Here is a 21,322-nt window from a genome sequence, read left to right as displayed (position 1 = left end):
AATGTGCGCATCCGATCATATAGAATCATGCTACAGAAAGGAACATAAGGGATGCTTGTTGCCGGAGTTATTACTGAATATAATCCACTGCATAACGGTCATTTATACCAGCTGGATCAAATTCGTCGCACACTTTCACCTGACATACTTATCGCTGTGATGAGCGGAGACTTCATGCAACGAGGGGAGCCTTCAATCGTCTCGAAATGGGACAGAACCCAAATGGCGCTTTGCGCGGGGGTGGACCTTGTCCTTGAACTTCCTTATATTTTCGCAGTCGGCAGAGCGGACATTTTCGCTCGCGGGGCTGTTTCTGTGCTCAATCAAATTGGTGCGACCCATCTTGTATTCGGAAGTGAAGCCGGCCGGATGGAGCCGTTCATGGAAACCATTCAGCTTATCGAACAAAATCGGGATTCTTATCGCACGGAACTAATGAACGCGCTCAAACAGGGAATCAGTTATCCTAATGCTCACGCCGCGGCTTACCGCCGCCTTGCAGAACGGTCGCCGTCGACCAGTCTGGTCGATCTGACTCAGCCGAACAACAGTCTCGGCTATCAGTACATCAGTGCCATCCGTCATTGCGGAAGCCGAATGGTTCCTGTGACCATTCGCAGGAAAGAAGCAGGACACAGCGATCCGGATTTTTCAGAAGGTGGACGGATTGCCAGTGCAACCAGTATCCGCACGCATCTTCTTAATGAAAAAAGCTGGGATACTACGGCTGATAAAATACCACCTTTCACTTATTCCATACTAAAATCAAACAGTGCCCAAAATACTCTGGTGGATTGGGAAACATTTTTCCCGTTTCTGAAATACAGGCTGATTTCCTCAACCTCGGAGCAGCTTGCGGAAATTTATGAAGCTGAGGAGGGCATTGAAAACCGTCTTCTCTCATGTATCGGCGGGTCCGATCATTTTCGCGATTTTATCTCTGCCGTTAAAACGAAGCGCTACACATGGTCAAGGCTGCAGCGGCTATGCGTACACATTCTGACACATACGAGAAAAATCGAAGCCAAGGATCAGGCCGCTTCCGGTGAGGCAGCTTATCTTAGGCTCCTTGGAATGAATCTGAAGGGGCAGCACTATCTGAATATGAAAAGAAAAGAACTGCAAATCCCACTGATCTCTAAAATAAGGCAGCACCGTCTGCCGGTTCTTGATCTTGATTTGAAAGTGGCCGGTGTTTACGACTTCCTATCTGGAAGATCACCTTCTCACAGGACTGAATCCAGCCATCCTCCTGTCCGTTATGACGAAAATAAAGGGCTGTTTCTAAATGCGGAACCTTAACGCACCTGAAACAGCCTTTTTATATTAGACTCTGTCAAACTTTGATATCGATTTATAGGGCCTTTCAGCTTGTGAACACTTTCCGCGACCGGTCCGGGACCACAAACAATCGAGTCGCCTGCGTGATCTCTCTTTGCCTCTCTTCTCGCGGGAGTCTCGCACCACGCGTTCTTCAGCTGATACATCGGTGAAAACAACGTTGGATTAAAACATAGCCTATTGTTAAAAACCTTATTTCAATAAATAGTTTTTTGCATCGCTAAAAGTGCGGACCGGAACAATTTTCATGTGTGACCCGATTGCTTTGGCTGTTTTTTCGGCCGCCTCATACTCGTGATCGGCAACTGGGGCAAAGAAAATTTTCACTCCGGACTTGTCTGCACCCACTATTTTTTCCTCAATTCCGCCGATAGGACCGACAGAGCCATCTAGTTCGATTGTGCCCGTCCCTGCAATGTTACGGCCTTTCGCCAAATCCTGTCCGGTAAGCTGATCATAAATATCAAGGGTCATCATCAGCCCTGCGGAAGGCCCGCCAATGTTCTTTATATTAAACCGGACAGGCGGCGCAACCTGCACCTTAAACTGGTCGCTTGGATAAATGCCGAGTCCCTGCTTCTCGCCACTCCCGGCCATATTTTTCGGAAAGCGTGAAATCGGAATCTCAGCTTGTATGGTCTGCTTACCTCGTATGATGGTTAGATTGACTTTGTCACCCGGCCTCATGTTTTTAAGCAGTGCAACCAGGTTTGCTGAGGATTTTATTTTATGATGATCCATACCGATAATCAGATCACCGGTTTTCAAAGTTCTGGCTCCCGGCATGCCAGGTATCACACCCAGTACCAGAGCCCCCTGCTGAATCAGCTTTGGTTTCTTACCCGCTTCCTTGTACGCAGTGTAGGCGGCGCTTTGCTGCGCTTCATCCATGTAATTTTCCTGGCGCAGATTGTAAGCCTGGTCATTCTCGTTCGGCATCTTTATCTCATTCTCATTAATCAGCGTTGTGTATTTATTTCCGTCGAATTTTGCCCAAAGATACTCATATATATTTGCCTGTCCAAGATATATATAAACCAGACTGTAATCACCATTAACCGGATGCCCGCCTTTGACTGTCACAAGTCGGGTCATTGACTGGGCCTTTCCCGGACTCTGGACAAAATAAGGAAGTCTGATCATATAACAGGCGGCTAAGATCACTACCGCGATAATGACAAAAGCCTGAAGAAAAAGTCTTTTTTTACGCTGCAACTATTTTCCCCCCTGAACGTGAAAATTACATTGCTAAAATCAGATTACTACGTTCAATGAGTGTATGCATCATTATGAAATAAAATCTGAAATTAGGCGGACGGGTGGTCTATCTCTGCTTACTGTCCCGTATATTGTGACAGGGACAAGTCGCTCACCGGGATAGTCAGATTAAGAGGAGAAGCCTATGATCCGCTCAAAGATAACAACATATTTGTTTGCCGCATGTTCGGCAGGAATCGTTTTTCTGATGGTCCGTTACCCGGTGGCTGCCGTCAGCGCTTCTTATCAGGGGCTGCAGTTATGGTGGGAAAAAGTTTTCCCCGCACTTTTTCCCTTTTTTGTGATGTCGGAACTGATGATCGGTTTCGGCGTCGTCACTTTCGCAGGAGTTCTTATGGAACCCTTGATGAGGCCTGTATTCAAAGTACCGGGCATCGGGGGATTTGTGTTTGTAATGGGGCTTTTTTCAGGTTTTCCCGCCGGAGCCAGAATGACGGCAAGACTCTATCAGGAAAATAAGTTGTCAAAATATGAAGCGGAACGGCTTTCCAGCTTTACAAATTTCAGCAACCCGCTCTTTCTTTTTAATGTCATCGCAGTCCAGTTTTTTCATCAAGCCGCGCTTGGCATTGTTATCGCTCTTGCGCATTATTTAGGAAATATCGGCGTCGGCCTTGTGATGCGCTTTTACAACCGGGGCAAAAAAGACGAAGCGAAGACCACATACTCAGCCGTAGTATTTACTAAAGCTTTGCGCAGCATGCATGAAGAGCGGGTAAACCATTTTAAGCCCTTCGGGAAAATGCTTGGCGATGCTGTCGTTTCTTCCGTTCAGACACTGCTGGCCATCGGTGGGTTCATTGCTTTGTTTTCTATGGCCTATCACCTGCTGGCTCAAATCGGTGTGATCAAAATTCTCAGCCTGGGCCTTGCATTTCTGATCAAAATGTGCGGTTTTTCTTCCGATCTCGGACCTGCGTCCATTCCGGGAATTTTTGAACTGACGATCGGCGCTCATGAAATTGGCGCGGCCCCTGTACCTCTAATTGAACGCATCATCTTCGTTAGCGGATTGCTCGGATTTTGCGGGTTTTCCATACAGGCACAGGCAATCGGCATTCTCTCTCAGGCTGGGCTCAGTGCCCGCCCTTTTCTTCTAGGGAGAATTTTTCATGCTTTTTTTTCAGGATGCGCGGCCTGGATCTTATACCACTTGTTTCATATCTCGGATCATCTCAATGCAGACCCTGCATTTTTGGCCAGCGAGTCCGCCATCAGAAACGTATCAGATAAAACAATGCAGGCTGGGCCGATGATCACCGCCCTGGTTCTGTTCACTTTTGCCTGGATCCTGATCCGCAGAATACTGGCAAAACATGGATCATGAATCGCTGAATCCTTCTGAATATTTTTCCCTGATCGATCTTTCAACTGCTTCAGGCACCAATCCTTGAACGGAGCCGCCATATCTTGCAACTTCTTTGACCATGCTTGAACTTAAAAAAGAGAACCGGTTGCTGGTCATCATAAAACATGTCTCAATCTCCGGATTGAGGCTCTTATTAATTGACGCAATCTGAAGCTCATATTCAAAATCAGAAATCGCTCTCAGCCCGCGCAGAACAACTTTAACGTTCCTTTTATGTACATAATCCATGAGCAGCCCGTCAAACGAGTCAACACTGACGGCGCCAAGATCCTTCGTCGCTGATTTCAGGAGCGACACACGCTCGTCCACAGAGAAAAGCGGATCCTTTCTTGAATTATTTAAGACGGCCACTATGATGTGATCAAAAACGGACAACCCTCTCCGGATAATATCAAGATGTCCATAAGTCACCGGGTCAAAACTGCCCGGATAGATGGCTGTTTTTTCACTCATGAGGATTCACTTCCCTGATCTCCGGATTGAAAGCAATAGATTGAGACGGCTGTTTCCCCCTGATACGTCCGATATTTCCAGCGGATCATATCAGGTTCGAAGGTATCGGGAAGTTCGAGCTTCTTCTCATGTTCAACCACAATAATTGCCTTTTCCGAAAGCATTTTTTTCTCAAGCAATGTTTGAATATCCCTGACCAGATGCTGCTTCGCATAGGGGGGATCGAGAAATACATAATCAAAAATAATATGGCGTCCGGCGAGCAGGTCAAGTGCATTTCCCGCTTCAAGACGGAGAATATCACAGCGGTCACTGTATCCGCAATGATCCGCATTTTCTTCAATCACCCGGCAGGCAGGTCCCGCCTTGTCAACAAATACGGCGTTATCAGCACCTCGGCTCAGCGCCTCAAGTCCGAGTCCGCCGCTTCCACCGTACAAATCGAGCACCGCCCCGCCCCGGAAGTAAGGGCCAATCATATTGAAAATAGTTTCTTTGACCTTATCTGTTGTAGGACGTGTCATGCGGCTGGCAACCGTCTTCAGCTGTCTTCCCTTGTTTTCACCGGCAATCACTCTCACAAACTGTCCATCCTCTCAAAAAAATCCGTACCGATTGTATAGAATTCGGTTAGTGAGTGAATAATAGCATCTGGCAGCATCCTTCAAGATGCTGGCCCAACCGCGGATACTTACGTTTCCCCATAAGTTTTCCGCCGGTTTCTCCTCTCCCATTGTCTTGCATCATCTGATGCGTAAAGACGGCCCGCAGTCAGTTCTGCGGGTTTTTTTACGCTTCGTAAAATATAAAATTTAAAGGATTGGCCTCTTTTAATCTTGTCTGTTGCTTTTGGCTCCATGGGCTCGCTTTCCGCAGGCGATCCGCCCGCATGAGAGACTGGACCGATCTCGTTTTTCTTTGATTCGAAGATCAGTTAAATATCTCATCCTTTACTTCTCTCTCAGATTTCCCTTTATCATAAGTGGTCCGGACTTCCTGAAGATGCGACGGGTCAACCCGCTTTACAAATCTCAATTTGGCCAGCTGGCTGAGAACGGAATCTGTCGATGCATGATCACAGTACATGACAGCGTATTTCATCCTTTTTGAAACATAGTGCACATAGCCATAGCGTCTGAGCACACGCAGATATTTGGTGTTATACAGCCAAATAACCAGCCCGTCTCTCTTTTGTATCGGCATTGCAGTTTTAACCACCTTTATTTAATCCAGCTTTTTCTGTATTTTTTCAGACATGACATTTGCATTTTCCGCCACCACCGCAACCAGTACTGCACGCGCGGTCAAAGAATGGATCCCCGGTCGGGACCTTGATCGATGCTGAAACCGCGTGCGCCAGCTGCAGGCTTACCTGCCCAAGCATTTCATTCAATTCTTTCTCTGCGTTTTTATAATCAGCAATAAGCGGGTTCATCTCGACGTTCCGATTCGCGTCCATCACCTGGCGAATTACTGATTTATAATCAGGGTGATAGCGGCCAAACCGCTGCACCTCATCATATTTTTCCCGGATCACCTTAAACTGCCGAATCAGCGACTGTGCTTCCTTATCACGCGACACCGCAGCCTGACAGGACTTATATTTTTCATAAAGCTCTGAGTGCAGTACCATTGACGCCAGTTGATCGGTCTCATCAAGGAGTGACACCCGTTCCATTGTTGCAATCATTCTACCACCTCCGGCTTAAATAAAATATACAACAAACGAGCGGAAAGTTCCATTGATCGCTCGGCGACCCGCTCGCTAAATGAATAATTTTTTTCAGTTTTCGGTCTTATTTTCATTTCCGGTGGACGTCATCGCCTGAGCCATGCTCATCAGCATGGAAAGCACGCCCGCTCTCTGATTCATGCGATCCATTCTTTGACCGAAAGTTCGTCCATAGAAAAGATCTGCTTCAGGTTTAAGCCTGTTCAGTTCCCATGGCGCTCTGCCAAGCCTGCGATACCACTCCGGGTGAAGGCGCACAAAAAGCTTTTCATCTGCTTTTCCATCGAGATATGACTGCAATTCAGCCCTCATCGACTTCAATCCCTTCGAAAGAAAAATGGCGGCTGATCACCTGTATTTCCAGGTGATTGCTGCGTTTCATGGTTGCCGCCCGGATTCTGCTCTCTCCCGCCTTCATTCTGCCCGTTCTGTCCTCCGGTTTGCCGGAACTGTCCAATTAAGCTCTGTATGCCTGAGAGCGCGCCGCTCAGAGTATTTAGTCTGTCCTGCCACTGCTTTGCATCAATATTGTCTACGGTCTTAAGAATCTTTTTCCAAGAAAACGGGGGTTCGTTATTTTTCTCTTCCTTTTTTTCAGGAGTAACGCCATACGTTTTCCAGATGTCATTTGACTCACCGAAAATGACCCAGTCATCAAACACTTTTCCCCACTTCAGATCGTGTTCTCTCACGTAGGCCACAATTTCCGGATTTTTCCGCAAAAAAGCCTTAAAATGCCTGACTGCGTCGTTTGTCTTTTCTTCTGTCAATTGTCGGTGCGCTCCTTTCCATCGGATCTTCCCCGGACAATTTTCCATTCCGTTTCATGTAAAAAAGCAATCCGGGCGAATCCTGCCTATAATCATCATAGTCACCGAAAGAAGAGCTGTGCGCCCAATTTTTTATTTATTCATTGGCTGCACGAAATCCTGAGTATAATCATTCTGGTAGGAGCCGACACCCAACTCAGTGAAATTTCCATTCAGCAGATTTTCTCTGTGATCAATGCTGTTCAGCCAACCTATTGTTACTGATGCCGCGTCCGGATACCTCGCGGCTATGTTTTCTCCGGCAGACAAAAAAAGAATTTTTTCTTTATCCAATCGCGTTTTCAAGTCCCCAGACCATGGGGAATCATGAGAAAAATAATTTTTAACCTTCATTTCCCTGCTGTGAAGATAAGCTGCCTGATGGGCCTGGGGGCTCCAGATCAACGGGCTCTTTTTAAACCGGGTGCGAAGAATATTGCTCATATCGAAAATCTCCAGATCTTCCGAACTGTTCACCTTCTGCCACTGTTGGCCTGACAGAACAGGCGCCGGAGGCAATGAACCTGTATAAATCATGGAATACGGGTGCTGAAGGGCAAGAACTTCCGACGACATATATCGCACTCCCATCAGCCTTCCGGACACATGGTCAAGACTCAGCTGAACCCAACACGACCCGAATTTGACAAGGGGTCTTTCCATCATATCTTCTGCATTCAAATCGAATTCTATATGAGCATTCTGATCATTCATTGAGACTTTATTTGAAAACTTCACGCTTTTGAAGATCTTCTTGGACTGCTCCCCTATTACAAGGGGTGCCGTTCTGAGCTTGTTTCCAAGTGCATAAATGGTTGTCACTTGACGCGTTTTTGAATCAATCCCGATCTGCAGATATTTGTCTGTGTTTCTTCCGTAAATGAACCATTGATAGCCGTATTTTGTGTCGTCGATGCGTTCCGGTTTTCCAAAAATCTTCAAAATCTGGCTTTCACTTTTACCCATATATGTGTAAATCCCGTCCTTGGGGATGTCGAATGGACTCTCTTTATTGGAAGTTCCCTGTACTGCGCGTTGGGCGATAGGTACAATCCCGCCTTCAACCCCGGGAGAACTGATTAGACTCAAGAGCAAGGTTCCTGAAAAAACAATGACAGCAATGAAAAAAATAAATAAGTTTGTTTTACGCAGCATTCTTTGCTCCTCCGGTCCCGACTTATTTCTCTATTATATCAATCATTTTCACGAATTGATCCGTACGGGAATTTCATCTTTTCTTTAGGACTCGGAAACAGGCAACCCTGAATGGGTCAGGGATCATTGATCAGAAGCATACAAAATAACCCAATATTCTCCTGCAGTTCCCTTGGCATGACCGGTTCCCAGAAGATGGATTGAATCCAGATTCAGAAGTGCTTGAACATTCCTATTCTGCCACCACGATGGATCAGGAAACTGACCACCTGGCGGAACGCGCACGGTTAGCGAGCGGATATTCAGCGCCTGTCGGCCGGATTCGGCAATCACCCGCGCAAGTTTTGATTCGTCAATACTACGAATTTTCCCGGAGGATAAATCTTTGGCTTCAAAACGGGAAAACCTGAAAAGATCCCAGTCCATATCAAGAGGAACGGCATGATTTGCCTCTCTTTTTCGATTGATTTGTTCAGCAAGCATTTTTTCTGACTCTATTACCGGGGAAAAGTGATTGGATTCTCCGGACAAGTGGCCTACAGATTCTGCAGCAGCCGCATTTTTTGCTAGGTCTGCATGGATGGCCATCGCAAATAAAACCGCCAGGATAAAGAGGGCAAACAAATAACGAATTTGCTGATGGAAGATTAATTGTTTCATCAATGTTCCTCCTTCCTTGTTCCTGTCCACATTGTCACCAAAACGTACCCCACTTAAACGGTGTTCGGACACAAATAAGGGAGCCACTCGATTCGACAAATGACGGATATAAAAATAGTCTTCCCCGAGGCGGACAAACTTTTACTGTTCATTCTATTCCCGTAAAAGGCAGAACATGCAAAAAGCCGGGAGGAAACCTTCCCGGCCATTCATCAAATCTATTTTTTCAATTTCTCAGATAAAAGTGGCAAGAATCATAAACATAAAAAGCAAGGTCAGGTAATTCAGAGAGATAACAAACATAATTCTCGACCACTTGACAATGTCTTTTGTGAAAAGCCCGAAAACCGCATATGCGAGCCACACCGTTCCTAAAATCAGTGCAGAAGCGGTATAGAACGTGCCCAGTGAATTCAAGAGCAGAGAAGCGGGAACGAGCACCGCAACGTAAACGATCATTTGGCGCTGGGTAATTGGAAACCCGGCAACAACCGGAAGCATTGGGATGCCGGCGCGGCGGTATTCCTCGACGCGCTTAATGGCAAGTGCGAGGAAATGGGGCGGCTGCCAGAGAAACATGATCAAAAAGAGAATCCACGGGATCGGAGAACTTAAAGAAGGATCAATGGCAGCCCAGCCGATCAGGGGTGGAACCGCACCAGCCAAGCTTCCGACCACTGTATTGATTGAATACGTCCGCTTCAGCCACATCGTATAAACCAATACATAAATAATTAATCCGAAGAATCCAACAGCCGCAGCTGTCGGAGAAGCGGCAAAAAGTAAGGTGATTCCGGCGACGGAAAGAACCATTCCCAGGATCAGTACATTTTTCGCCTCAAATTTTCCTGTCGCAGAAGGCCTTTCCTGAGTGCGGGTCATCAAAGGATCAATATCACGATCAATATAATTATTCATCGAACAACCTCCGGCGATTACCAGAGCGGTACCCGCAAGTACAAACACCACAGGAGCAGCAAATGCCAGAATGGATTGCCCGGTAAAAAATAAAGCCAACCACAGACCTGTGAAAGTTGTAATCAAATTTGAATTGACAATTCCAATTTTTATAGTTGTCAGCACGTCTTTAAAAAGGCTCTGCGTTTCCTGTGAATCAAGTTCGGTTTCAGCTTTTTCATAGGATTGTTCGGAAACAAGAGATTTGCTCACAAGACTAACCTTCCTTCTCTAAAATGGATACGCGATGCTGTATCCGCCCGATATTTTCCATAGTCCGACGGCTCTTGCCTAATCATGAAAATAAAATACCGCCTGTCTTAACATTACCCTATTGCAATTCGTATCGATTTAATCGTCCATTTCCATTATATATGAAACGGAATTATTTGTCTTTAATTTGAAACAATGACATGGATCACACTTTTGACTTTAGAACACCATTCATTACGGACAAAATTCGACAATTGTATTTTTTTGCTGGAAAATCAATTTGAATAACTCGATTCGTTCTCTAATTTCAGATCAATCTGTTACAATGAAAAATGGGTTTGTCGGGGTTTATCAGAGAAACGATGATTATTATACTGATACAATGAACCTGAATTGAAGAGAAAACAGGTGATAGGCATGAAAGACCGTTATTTAAGAGTATTAAGCCTTATCGGGGCAGCCGCCGTTTTTATCGTTGTTCTTATGGGCACGCTCGTAACAAATACGGGTTCGGCTTATGGCTGCGGCAATAACTGGCCGCTTTGCAACGGGCAGGTCATTCCTACTGCGCAGGCACATCAGACTTGGATTGAATTCAGCCATCGGGCTGTCTCAGGCATCGCTTCAATCTTGGTTGTGATCATTGCGGTATGGATCTGGATCCGCTTAAAACAAGTCAGAGAGGCACGCTTTCTGGCAGTAAGTTCCGTATTTTTTATTTTTCTCCAAGCATTTCTCGGCATGGGTGCCGTTGTATGGGGTCAGTCTTCCGTCGTGCTGGCACTGCATTTCGGTGTTTCACTGCTTTCGTTCTCCAGCAACCTTCTTATCGCATTCATTGTGTGGGAGGAAACACTACCTCACTCGCGGCGCATCGTGCCCCCTATACGCAAAGGAATGACATGGAATTTCATCCTGCTCAGCATCTACACCTATATCGTGATCTATTCCGGGGCATTTGTCCGCCATACCCAGTCGAGTCTCGGATGTACCGATTTTCCATTGTGCAACGGCCGCATCTTTCCCGAACCGCTGATCAGTAAGGCAGGCGTACAGTATCTGCATCGCGCCCTGGCATTGATATTGGTCATTTGGGTTATTCTGACACTGATTCATTGCATGAGACACTATCAGAGTACACCCAGTCTCTCTATCATCCTCTTTGTGTCACTGATTCTAGTTTTCTTGCAAGCTGTCTCAGGAATCTTGATCATTGAGACAAAAATGGCGCTCGTCTTCTTGCTGCTCCATGCACTATTTATCACCGGATTCTATGGGCTTCTGATGATTCTGGCCATGCTTGGCCTGCGTCGTTCCGAGAACTGAATTTTTTACAGAATTAAAAGGAGGAGCGATTGCTCCTCCTTTTTTTAATTCTATAAACAGATTATGGTTAACTGCCGAATTAATTCAGTTCAATCATCAAATCTCCAGTTTCGATCACGTCATTTTCTCCGACATATACTTTCTTGATCGTGCCGTCATTCGGTGCCTGGACAGTTGTCTCCATTTTCATTGCCTCAGTGACAAGAAGGTGATCGCCCTTTTTAACACGTTCACCCGAAGAAACAAGAACTTTGATGACTGTTCCCGGCATGGAAGCCCCGATCTGATTCGGATTGCTCTTATCCGCTTTTGCATGTGCCGCGTCAGTTGACTGAACATTCATGTCTTTGATGGACACTTCGCGTGGCTGCCCGTTCAGTTCAAAGTAGCACGTCCGCATGCCATCCTTTTGAGCATGACCAATAGAAATCAGCTTGACAATCAATGTCTTTCCTTCCTCAATATTGACCGAGACCTCTTCACCAAGACGCAGTCCGTAAAAGAAGGTGGGTGTCCCAAGAACACCAATTTTGCCATAGGTTTCACAAAAGTGGAGATAATCCGTGTAAACTTTCGGATAAAGTGCATAAGAAAGAACCTCGTACTCTGAAAACTTCCGGTCGAATTTTTCTTCCAGTGTCCCTCTGATCTCATTGAAGTCAACAGGATCCATAAATTTCCCCGGCCGATCTGTCAGCGGTTTTTTCCCCTTCAGAACAATACTTTGCAATTCTCTCGGAAATCCTTGATATGGTTGGCCCAGTTCTCCCATGAAAAAGTTAATGACTGAATCGGGGAAATCAAGCTTTTCTCCCTTTTCGAAGATATCATCTTCAGTCAGATTGTTCTGAACCATGTAAAGCGTCATATCTCCGACTACTTTGGAAGAAGGTGTGACTTTGACAATGTCGCCGAAAAGCAGATTGACGCGCCGATACATATCCTTGACTTCTTCAAAACGTTCACCCAGACCGACAGCGATGGCCTGCTGGCGCAAATTGCTGTACTGACCGCCAGGCATTTCCAGTTTATAAATTTCAGCATTCGATGAGTTCATGCCGCTTTCAAACGGAAAGTAATATTGACGCACCTTTTCCCAGTAATGACTCAGAGACTCCAAAGCGGATATGTCCACGTCAGGCCGCTGTTCATGGCCCTCAAGAGCATAATAAAGTGAGTTGGCACTCGGCTGGGACGTTGTCCCAGCCAGTGCCTCGACTGCAACGTCAACGATATCCACGCCTGCTTCAATTGCCCGGACATAGGTGTAGACCCCATTTCCACTTGTATCATGTGTATGGAGATGGATCGGGATCGATACGGTATCTTTCAGCTCAGAAACGAGCCGGTATGCAGCTTCCGGTTTCAGTAGCCCGGCCATGTCTTTAATGCCAAGAATATGGGAACCCGCCGCCTCCAAATCTTTAGCAAGCTTCTTATAATAATCAAGATTATATTTTGTCCGTGCCCCGTCAAGGATATCCCCTGTATAGCACATCGTGCCCTCAGCAATTTTTCCGCTTTCAATTACTGCATCCAGTGAGACACGCATGCCGTCCAGCCAGTTGAGACTATCAAACACACGGAATACATCTACGCCTTTTTTTGCCGCTTCGCTGACAAAAGATTTTATCAGATTGTCAGGATAGTTCTTATAACCGACGGCGTTTGATCCGCGAAGCAGCATCTGAAGGAGGATATTGGGCATTTTTTCACGGATTGCACGGAGACGCGCCCACGGATCCTCACGAAGGAACCGATAAGCCGTATCAAACGTCGCACCGCCCCACGCCTCTTCTGAAAAAAGGTTAGGAAGCAGATGAGCAGTCTGCGCCGCGACCTTTACTATATCCTTGCTGCGCATGCGGGTGGCCAGGAGACTCTGGTGTGCGTCCCTGAAAGTTGTATCCGTCAGAAGGACATGAGACTGTTCTCTGATCCAATCTGAGACACCACGCGCCCCATATTGTTCCAGGATCTGTTTCGTTCCTGACGGGCATGGCTCTGAAAGCTTAATCTCCGGTACAGGCGGAACATCAAATACGGGTTTTTTGTTTTTCTGAATTCCGGGATAGCCGTTGATCGTGATATTACCGATATAGGTCAGCATTTTTGTTCCACGGTCAAGGCTTTTCTCAAACGAGAAAAGTTCCGGAGTAGCATCAATAAACGTCGTTGAAACTTTTCCCGACAAAAAGACCGGATGCTGCACCACATTGATCAGAAACGGAATATTCGTTTTAATCCCTCTGATACGGAATTCCTTAAGATTACGGAGCATTTTTGCCGCTGCACCCTTGAATGTCATCGCTTTTGTCGAGAGTTTGACCAGCAATGAATCATAATAAGGTGTGATTACCGATCCTGTGAAAGCATTGCCTGCATCCAAACGAACACCAAAACCGCCACCGCTTCTATAAGCCACAATTTTGCCTGTGTCCGGCATAAAATTATTGGCCGGATCTTCCGTGGTCACGCGGCACTGAATGGCGTATCCATTCGTGTGTATCTCTTTCTGCTCCGGAATCAGGATGGGATCATCATGCAGCCCGTAACCTTCGGCAATGAAAATCTGAGACTGAACAATATCAATGCCTGTAATCATTTCAGTGATTGTATGCTCGACCTGGACACGCGGGTTGACTTCAATAAAATAGAAGTTTCCTCTGGGACCGACCAGAAACTCAACGGTTCCGGCATTCAGATAATTGACACTCTTCATCAGCCGAACTGCTGCCTCACAGATTTCATGACGCAGTTTTTCGCCCAGTCCTCTGCTTGGAGCTACTTCGACAACCTTCTGGTGGCGACGCTGTACTGAGCAGTCGCGCTCGTAAAGATGAACGATTTCACCAGACTCATCGGCAATAACCTGAACTTCGATATGCCGGGGATTGTCCAGATACTTTTCAACATAGACATCTTCCTTGCCAAAAGCCTGCTTTGCTTCCGAAGTAGCGCGGGCAAAGGCTTCATCAACACTTTTCTCACTGCGGACAATGCGCATACCGCGGCCGCCGCCGCCAAGAACTGCTTTGATAATAATTGGGAAGCCATGTTCCTTGCCGAATGCCTTAACTTCTTCAACCGAATGAACCGGTCCTCCGGATCCTGGAATGACGGGAATTCCGGCATGTACTGCAGCTTCCCTTGCCGTCGATTTGTCACCAAAAATCAACAAATGCTCAGGCTTGGGTCCTACAAAAATAAGTCCCTCTTCCCCGCACCGTCTCGCAAATTCAGTATTTTCGGATAAGAATCCATAGCCGGGATGGATTGCATCTACCTGATGCGCTTTGGCGATTTCAATAATGCTTTCAATATCAAGATAGGCATCAATTGGCTTTTTCCCTTTGCCCACTAAGTATGATTCATCCGCTTTATAGCGGTGATAGGAACCGATATCTTCTTTGGAATAAATAGCTACCGTGCGGATTCCCAGTTCATTACACGCCCGGCACACCCGGATCGCGATTTCTCCTCGATTTGCCACAAGCAGTTTCTTAATAGTACGCTTCAACATTCTCTCTCTCCCCTTCCATTTTGCTGTCCGGTCTTCTCATATTCACGAATGCAGATATGTTCATTAAGACACATATGGAAAATACCATAACGATCAAAGAGGATCCCCCGTAACTGACAAAGGGAAGTGTAACACCGGTGACCGGCAAAAGTCCTGTAGCCGCACCTAAGTTAACCATCGTCTGAATGGCCACCATGCTGGAGATGCCGATCGCCAGCAGGCTGCCAAAGACATCCTTGCATCGGATTGCTATCACAAAACCTCGAAATACAAGATACGCAATACAGAGCACTACAAAGAGGATTCCGATAAGTCCCAGTTCTTCTCCGATAATCGCTATGATAAAGTCCGTCTGAGGTTCCGGAAGGAAACCTGTCTTTTCTATGCTCCTTCCCAGTCCCTTCCCAAATAGCCCGCCGGAAGCAATGGCTATATAAGAATTAATCAGCTGGCGCCCGGTTGTATTCGCCACGGCAAAAGGGTCATAAGCCGCTGTAAACCTTCCTGATTGAACACCCGATAGAAATTTTGTAAAAAATAGATAGACAAATATTCCTGTCCCCCCTATCAGCAGCATAACATGCTTAATTCTTAATCCGGAACACAGGATCATTACCGCGGCAATAGTAACAATGATCATAGCTGTTCCAAGATCCGGCTGTTTCGCAATAATAATAAAAAACACGAGAACAACTGTCAGAGGGGGCGCAACCGATGTCATGAAGTTGGAAATTGATTTTTGTTTATTTGAAAAAACGGAAGCCAGATAAAATATAATGGTAATTTTGACAATTTCAGACGGCTGAATATTAAAAAAACCGATATCGAGCCACGACTGCGCATTATTTGATGTACTGCCAGCCACAAAGAGTACGACCAGTAAGCCAAGAGAGCAAACCAGCATTGGTTTGACTGCGAACCGATAAGCCTGATAAGGAACCAACAGGCCAATCAATCCAAATACAGCTGCTGCGGCAAACCAAATCAGCTGGCGGACAAAAAAATAATCTGGTGACGCGTTTTTATAAATCAGGGTCGCCCACACTGATCCCGCACTGTATATCATAATCAACCCAAAACTGATCAGGATCGTCATTACTACAAGTAAAGAATAATCATAATGAAAAAAAAGTTTTTTAAGCATGCCACTCACCCAAATCAATCATTTCACGGAGAATCATTAAATAGCAAAATCAAAAGTTCCTTCTCTGCAAAATAATTACTGAAAAAAAGCCCAAACTAATCCCTTGCAGACGGGGAGTCTGGGCGATGATTTATTTTCGTGTCGATGCCTCATGAAGTGCAGAAACTTGCCTCTCGAGAGAACTGAGCAATTCTTTACCCTCATCGGCACGCACGAGACCTAAACGAACCGCAAAGTCAATTTCACGTGAAAGCCCGAACATCTGCGTGTCGAGTACTTCTTCATATAGAGGGCATTTGGGCATCGTCAAATTCTCCATCTGCACCCCTATCAGCTTCAGAATTTTCTGTGCGTCGGCCTGCAGCAGTTCATAGGCCTTTTCACGTCGGCCTATTATCATTTCAACGGACAATTTGATTTCCCCCCTTTTAGTTTCAATTTACCTAGTGTTAATCTTACCTTCTGCAAACTCAAAAAGCAAGAATAAACGAATTGGCAGAACAAGCGCCTACCAGCAAATCTACGGATGATACTTGCAATCAGATGATCGGAGGCAACTTCATTGTTCGATCAGAAAACAGTGAATTTCGCCTAAATCTTCGAAACCTGTTATACTAAATTGCGTTAAGGGGGGTATCCCATGAAGGCTAAATGTATCTTATGTGGAAAGATCTGTCATCTTGATGACCAGTCATTAATTGCAAAACGTCTGAAAAACCGTCCGATTCATACTTTTATGTGCACTACCTGTTATGACCGGATCAGCGAACGAACTCGTGCCCGCTGGGCGACAGGAAAATTTACACTTCATCTTCCGACTGATGGCAAGCGCAAAATGAATCAGTGAATAAATATCCAGATTCCCGTTGGTCAGCCCCTTGTACTTTCTATTTTAGAAATTAATTTTCTGATAAAACATAATAAACGCCCGCGAGAAACCCCGCGGGCGTTTATTATGTTTTATGATTTGATTCGTGTTTTGAAAAATCAGCCGTTATATTTAGGAATCTTACTTCCCCGTCTTTCAAATCGCTCGCGCTCACCTTTGTTCAGAATTTTCTTACGCATTCTGACACTTTTCGGAGTGATTTCGCAGTATTCATCATCATTCAGATAAGAAAGCGAATCTTCCAAGGACATTTTTCTTGGTTCTTTCAAAGTGACGGTGAAATCCTTATTTGATGAGCGGACGTTAGTCGCGTGTTTGGCACGGGTAACGTTTACTGTCAGATCATTTTCACGGTTGTGTTCGCCGACAATCATTCCTTCATAGACGTTGACACCGGCTCCGACAAACATTTCGCCACGGTCTTCGAGAGCGCCAAGCGAATAAGCTGTCGTCTGTCCCTGATCCATTGAAATCAGCACACCGGACCTGCGTCCGCCGATCTCTTCCCTGATAAATGGAGCAAAGTGATCAAACGTATGATTCATAATACCATAACCACGTGTATCAGCCATGAACTGGCGATTATAACCGATCAGTCCGCGGGAAGGGATCATAAATACCAGACGTGTCTGACCCGGCTGTTCCTGCCTCATGTCTTTCAACTCGGCTTTGCGCTGGCCAAACGACTCAATTACTGATCCCACATACTCTTCCGGAACGTCAATCTGGACAGATTCAAAGGGCTCGCAAAGTTTTCCATCAATTTCTTTAGTAATAACGGTCGGTTTGGAAACGGACAGTTCATAACCCTCACGGCGCAATGTCTCAATCAGGATTGAAAGATGCAGCTCACCACGCCCGGAAACAATCCAGGAATCGTGAGAATCCGAAGCTGACTCGACCTCCAAGCTGACATCGCGTTCCACTTCCGCATTCAGCCGGTCTTCGATCTTCCGGCTTGTGACAAAATCCCCTTCCTGTCCCGCAAATGGGCTTGTATTCGGCAGAAAGGTCATTTTCATGGTCGGTTCATCAATCCGTAGAGGGGCCAAAGGATCAATTTGATCCACATCATTAATCGTATCACCAATATCAATATCTGAAATTCCGGTAATTGCAATGATATCCCCTGAGGTGGCTTCCTGAATTTCATATCGCTTCAACGCTTTATATCCGAACAACTTCGTGATTCTGAAATTCTCAACACTTTTACCACCGTTTTTCACCAAAGCGGCTTCCTCGCCAACTTTGATTTTACCGCGGTAAATACGCCCGATTCCAATACGGCCTACATAATCATTGTAATCAAGCATTGTAACCTGGAACTGAAGGCCTTCATCGCGATTGTCGACCGGCGCCGGCACCTCTTTCAGGATCATGTCCAGAACAACGCTCATGTCCTGATCAACATGATCAGGATCAGTACCTGCCACGCCGTTTACAGCGGAAGTGTAAACAACCGGAAATTCAAGCTGGCTTTCATCGGCACCAAGATCAATAAAAAGATCAATGACTTCATCCACAACTTCCGCAGGTCGGGCCATTGGTTTATCAATTTTATTAACAACAACGATTGGTTTCAGATGTTCTTCCAACGCTTTTTTCAGAACGAACCGTGTCTGAGGCATACAGCCTTCATAAGCGTCCACAAGCAGCAGCACGCCATCCACCATTTTCATGATACGTTCAACTTCACCGCCGAAATCAGCGTGTCCAGGGGTATCCACAATATTGATTGTGTGATCCTTGTATGTCAGGCTGGTATTCTTGGCCAAAATGGTAATGCCGCGTTCCCGTTCAATCGCGTTCGAATCCATGGCACGGGTCTGAATGTGCTGATTTTCACGAAATGTTCCTGATTGCATCAAAAGCTTGTCTACCAGTGTTGTTTTGCCGTGGTCGACATGAGCAATAATTGCGATATTTCTTATTTCTTCCCTACGATTTGTCATTTCTTCTAACTCTCCTCATTTCCAATAACTTTCCATATCCGAAACGTACACATGCAAATTATTCTCTCACAATGAAAGCCACTTTGTCAATTGTCGCACAGGGCCCGAAAACTTTTTTCTTTTTTAAATATGATCTTCTTTCGTTGTACATTTTGCAGATTCATTTTATGATAAAGGCAGGAGGTGTCCATCAAAATGCGTCTTTTACTTCTATTTCTCGCTCTCCTTGTTATTGCGAGCCTTATTGGTATTGGCGGAGGAATCGCTTATGGGAATCCGGTGATCACATTAACTAGCGTGTTCGCCGTCATACTCTTTATGTGGCTCGGCTTTTTTGTCAAAAGCCGGCAGCAGAAAGCCCGATTAAATAAGTGAATCGTCAGCCGCTTCAAAAACAGGGCTTAATTTGGCTCCTTAAGAAACTTCCCTTCATCGACCTGCTTACGGATATGTTCCGCAATCTCATTATGGAGAGACGGACCAGCCGTCAGGACTGAAGTCCTGGACAGCAGGTCGATCGAACTGCCATTGGCTTTCGTCGCCGTGCCTCCGACTTCCCGGATCAGAATCAGACCCGCCGCGTAGTCCCAGGGGGAAAGGCGCATGGTGAAATAAGCGTCGATCAAGCCCGAAGCAACATAGGCGAGCTCAATTGAAGCTGCGCCATAGGCCCTGGTCCCGCTGCACTTTCTGATGATATCAGTCATGATATCCTGATCAATCCGTCTGTTTGGTTTGATCCAGGTCATGCTGAGGTCGACCAGCGCGTCCTCAAGCTTAACCATCTTTAAAGACGGAAGCCTGTGTTCATTTCTATATGCGCCAAACCCGCTAATGCAATGGAACAACTCACTGCCCATGACATCGTAAACGAAGGCGGCTTTTCCCTTCCCATTTTCATAAATTCCGATCGAAATAGCAAAAAAACGTTTCTGCAAGACGTAATTTAAAGTCCCGTCTATTGGGTCGACAAACCACACAACACCACTGAGATCTGTAGGAGCGTCTCCAAATCCTTCTTCAGAAACCACTCTGTGATCAGGATATGTTTCTTTGATTTTTCCGACCAGAAATTTTTCGATTGCTTTATCCATGTTGGTCACTAAGTCATTGTGTGCCGTCTTGACGCTTACCTCAAGCTGCACCGAAAGTGATTGTCTCAGCTGATCCCCCGCCTGAAAAATCCACTCAATGACTTTATCATGGAGGTTTTGCCAATCTTTTTGATCCATTTATAACACTCTCCTGACCGGACTCATCACCATTTGAACTCCGGAAATTCTGTCCTGTGCAAAACTGACAAGTAAATAGTAACGCATTTTGGCCAAAAAAGAAAAATCACCGCCTGACTGAGCGATGATTATCGGTGTCATTTAATGCGCAGCTGCAGTGTCCACTCTTCAGATCTCAAGCAAAATCATTTCCCGCCTCAACTCTTCCAGCCTTTCCTTGCATAACTCAATCGTTTTCATATCCTTCTTAAGTAGTGCCTCGTGCAAAGAAGCAAGCTGGGCGTCAATTTCCACTCGCACAACCGGAATTCTTTTTTCCGCGTCTCTTCTGCTAAGTGTCTGATTAATTTGATTCATAGTTGCCGCCACTCCCTTTCCGGATTTTCTGTTAAAGGGCGCTCAATGGAAGATCATTTTCAAAGACCGTTTCATAAATTTTATTGTTTCTTTATTTTATGCCGTCCGGGCACTCTTATTGCTTATAAAATACCTGTTTTTTAATTAGACGTGAACCCATTTTTAAGGCATACATGTGGTAGACTGTATTGAGTAAACAGTTGAAAAGAATCAGGAGTGTCGTTCATGCATTTTAATGGCTTTAACAAAACAGACTTTGAGGCGATGGAAAAAGGTGGACTGAGCAGCAGAATGTCTGCGATCCAGTCGTTGATTCAACCTGAATTTTCTTCGCTTGCGGATATTTTCGTACCCTTCCTTTCTGAAATCATTGGGCAGGATTTCTATCCGCATATAGCCAGACATTTGAGAAGGACTGTCAATCCACCGGACAGTACCTGGATCGCCTTCTCCTGTGACAGGAGAAGTTATAAAAAGTATCCGCATTTCCAGTTTGGTATCTGGCGTACCCATCTTTTTTTCTGGCTTGCGTTCATCGAGGAGTACCCAGCCAAAAAGCAGTTATCGTCAGAGCTTCAGGCACATACCAGGGAAATATTTAAACAGATACCGGAGGATTTTGCATGGTCCGGTGATCACATGTCACCGACGTTCATGTCGCAAAGTGAAATGGACATCGAAGATCTGAGGCAAATGTTTATAAGGCTTGGACAATTCAAGAAATCTGAGCTGCTCTGCGGTATTACTGTACCTGAAGATGACCCGCTTGCAGGGAATGGCGAAGTGCTGGCTGAATACTTAAAGCAAAAAACTGAAATTCTGCTTCCACTTTACTGGAAGGGTATTCAGTCAATGGAAAAAGGCCTCTAAAAAACAGGCGGAAGAGCATCAACTCTTCCGCCTGTTTTTTTTACTATTTGGCTATGTTTCGT

General features: G+C 45.6%; 22 protein-coding genes. 6 read left to right on the top strand and 16 right to left on the bottom strand.

From position 1 onward, the window contains the following. Nucleotides 1–51 precede the first annotated feature (51 nt). Nucleotides 52–1,302: a nucleotidyltransferase gene (locus E4665_RS00500; protein ID WP_135346838.1), complete on the top strand. Its 1,251-nt coding sequence runs from the start codon at nt 52–54 to the stop codon at nt 1,300–1,302. 231 nt (nt 1,303–1,533) lie between these two features. Here E4665_RS00500 and E4665_RS00495 read toward each other — a convergent pair whose 3' ends face one another. Next, nucleotides 1,534–2,556, bottom strand: coding sequence for a SepM family pheromone-processing serine protease (locus E4665_RS00495; protein WP_135346837.1), 1,023 nt, complete (start codon nt 2,554–2,556; stop codon nt 1,534–1,536). A 187-nt stretch (nt 2,557–2,743) separates the two neighbouring features. On the opposite strand from E4665_RS00495, the gene ylbJ reads away from it, so the two are divergent. Next, a complete protein-coding gene (ylbJ, locus tag E4665_RS00490; protein ID WP_135346836.1) occupies nt 2,744–3,946 on the top strand; it encodes a sporulation integral membrane protein YlbJ in 1,203 nt (400 codons plus the stop codon). On the opposite strand, the gene coaD is transcribed toward ylbJ, so the two are convergent. The 9 genes from coaD to cyoE all read right to left on the bottom strand — a co-directional run bounded on the left by coaD (nt 3,941) and on the right by cyoE (nt 9,967). Beyond that, on the bottom strand, nt 3,941–4,441 hold the full coding sequence (gene coaD / locus E4665_RS00485) for a pantetheine-phosphate adenylyltransferase (RefSeq protein WP_135346835.1): 501 nt from the start codon (nt 4,439–4,441) through the stop codon (nt 3,941–3,943). The two genes, ylbJ and coaD, sit on opposite strands and share 6 nt — an antisense overlap. Next, entirely contained in the window at nt 4,438–5,022 is a 585-nt protein-coding gene (rsmD, locus tag E4665_RS00480) for a 16S rRNA (guanine(966)-N(2))-methyltransferase RsmD (protein WP_135346834.1), read from the bottom strand. The genes coaD and rsmD overlap by 4 nt, the downstream gene beginning before the upstream one ends. Before the next feature lie 349 nt (nt 5,023–5,371). Beyond that, nucleotides 5,372–5,644 (bottom strand): YlbG family protein, encoded by a 273-nt coding sequence (locus tag E4665_RS00475; RefSeq protein ID WP_135346833.1) that lies wholly within the window; start codon nt 5,642–5,644, stop codon nt 5,372–5,374. Between the two features lie 46 nt (nt 5,645–5,690). Then, complete coding sequence (locus tag E4665_RS00470) at nt 5,691–6,131, bottom strand: YlbF/YmcA family competence regulator (protein WP_135346832.1); 441 nt, start codon at nt 6,129–6,131, stop codon at nt 5,691–5,693. A gap of 93 nt (nt 6,132–6,224) precedes the next feature. Next, the gene (locus E4665_RS00465; RefSeq protein WP_135346831.1) at nt 6,225–6,485 is read right to left on the bottom strand and encodes a YlbE-like family protein; all 261 of its coding nucleotides are present in this window, start codon (nt 6,483–6,485) and stop codon (nt 6,225–6,227) included. Between the two features lie 5 nt (nt 6,486–6,490). Further along, nucleotides 6,491–6,943, bottom strand: coding sequence for a spore coat protein YlbD (gene ylbD / locus E4665_RS00460; protein WP_135346830.1), 453 nt, complete (start codon nt 6,941–6,943; stop codon nt 6,491–6,493). Between the two features lie 132 nt (nt 6,944–7,075). Continuing rightward, nucleotides 7,076–8,137: a CAP domain-containing protein gene (locus E4665_RS00455; RefSeq protein ID WP_135346829.1), complete on the bottom strand. Its 1,062-nt coding sequence runs from the start codon at nt 8,135–8,137 to the stop codon at nt 7,076–7,078. Nucleotides 8,138–8,260: 123 nt separating this feature from the next. Further along, nucleotides 8,261–8,797, bottom strand: coding sequence for a hypothetical protein (locus tag E4665_RS00450; RefSeq protein WP_135346828.1), 537 nt, complete (start codon nt 8,795–8,797; stop codon nt 8,261–8,263). A gap of 234 nt (nt 8,798–9,031) precedes the next feature. Further along, complete coding sequence (cyoE, locus tag E4665_RS00445; RefSeq protein WP_135346827.1) at nt 9,032–9,967, bottom strand: heme o synthase; 936 nt, start codon at nt 9,965–9,967, stop codon at nt 9,032–9,034. 417 nt (nt 9,968–10,384) lie between these two features. On the opposite strand from cyoE, the gene E4665_RS00440 reads away from it, so the two are divergent. Continuing rightward, nucleotides 10,385–11,293 carry a COX15/CtaA family protein gene (locus E4665_RS00440; RefSeq protein WP_135346826.1) on the top strand — a complete coding sequence of 303 codons (909 nt, stop codon included), beginning with the start codon at nt 10,385–10,387 and terminating at the stop codon, nt 11,291–11,293. Between the two features lie 79 nt (nt 11,294–11,372). Here the strand turns inward: E4665_RS00440 and pyc are convergent, their stop codons facing one another. The 3 genes from pyc to E4665_RS00425 form a co-directional block, all read right to left on the bottom strand. Further along, complete coding sequence (gene pyc, locus E4665_RS00435) at nt 11,373–14,816, bottom strand: pyruvate carboxylase (protein WP_135346825.1); 3,444 nt, start codon at nt 14,814–14,816, stop codon at nt 11,373–11,375. Then, complete coding sequence (locus tag E4665_RS00430) at nt 14,797–15,960, bottom strand: FtsW/RodA/SpoVE family cell cycle protein (protein ID WP_135346824.1); 1,164 nt, start codon at nt 15,958–15,960, stop codon at nt 14,797–14,799. Before E4665_RS00430 ends, pyc begins: the two co-directional genes overlap by 20 nt. Nucleotides 15,961–16,090: 130 nt before the next feature. Next, a complete protein-coding gene (locus E4665_RS00425) occupies nt 16,091–16,372 on the bottom strand; it encodes an Fpa/YlaN family protein (RefSeq protein ID WP_174845423.1) in 282 nt (93 codons plus the stop codon). A gap of 228 nt (nt 16,373–16,600) precedes the next feature. Between E4665_RS00425 and E4665_RS00420 the strand changes: the two genes are divergently transcribed. Further along, nucleotides 16,601–16,807 carry a YlaI family protein gene (locus E4665_RS00420; protein WP_135346823.1) on the top strand — a complete coding sequence of 69 codons (207 nt, stop codon included), beginning with the start codon at nt 16,601–16,603 and terminating at the stop codon, nt 16,805–16,807. A gap of 140 nt (nt 16,808–16,947) precedes the next feature. Here E4665_RS00420 and typA read toward each other — a convergent pair whose 3' ends face one another. Continuing rightward, complete coding sequence (gene typA, locus E4665_RS00415) at nt 16,948–18,801, bottom strand: translational GTPase TypA (protein ID WP_135346822.1); 1,854 nt, start codon at nt 18,799–18,801, stop codon at nt 16,948–16,950. Between the two features lie 195 nt (nt 18,802–18,996). On the opposite strand from typA, the gene E4665_RS00410 reads away from it, so the two are divergent. Further along, entirely contained in the window at nt 18,997–19,176 is a 180-nt protein-coding gene (locus E4665_RS00410) for a DUF5325 family protein (protein WP_135346821.1), read from the top strand. A 26-nt stretch (nt 19,177–19,202) separates the two neighbouring features. Here the strand turns inward: E4665_RS00410 and E4665_RS00405 are convergent, their stop codons facing one another. After that, complete coding sequence (locus E4665_RS00405; protein WP_135346820.1) at nt 19,203–20,033, bottom strand: inositol monophosphatase family protein; 831 nt, start codon at nt 20,031–20,033, stop codon at nt 19,203–19,205. Between the two features lie 168 nt (nt 20,034–20,201). Continuing rightward, nucleotides 20,202–20,390: a hypothetical protein gene (locus E4665_RS00400; RefSeq protein ID WP_135346819.1), complete on the bottom strand. Its 189-nt coding sequence runs from the start codon at nt 20,388–20,390 to the stop codon at nt 20,202–20,204. Nucleotides 20,391–20,615: 225 nt separating this feature from the next. Here E4665_RS00400 and E4665_RS00395 point away from each other — a divergent pair, with 225 nt between their 5' ends. Beyond that, nucleotides 20,616–21,260 (top strand): DUF1054 domain-containing protein, encoded by a 645-nt coding sequence (locus E4665_RS00395; protein ID WP_135346818.1) that lies wholly within the window; start codon nt 20,616–20,618, stop codon nt 21,258–21,260. Nucleotides 21,261–21,322 lie beyond the last annotated feature (62 nt).

The organism is Sporolactobacillus shoreae, assembly GCF_004684935.1.
In the GTDB taxonomy this organism is placed as follows: Bacteria; Bacillota; Bacilli; order Bacillales; family Sporolactobacillaceae; genus Sporolactobacillus; species Sporolactobacillus shoreae.
The sequence above is the reverse complement of the archived record's forward strand: the minus strand, read 5'-3'. Positions and strand labels throughout refer to the sequence as shown.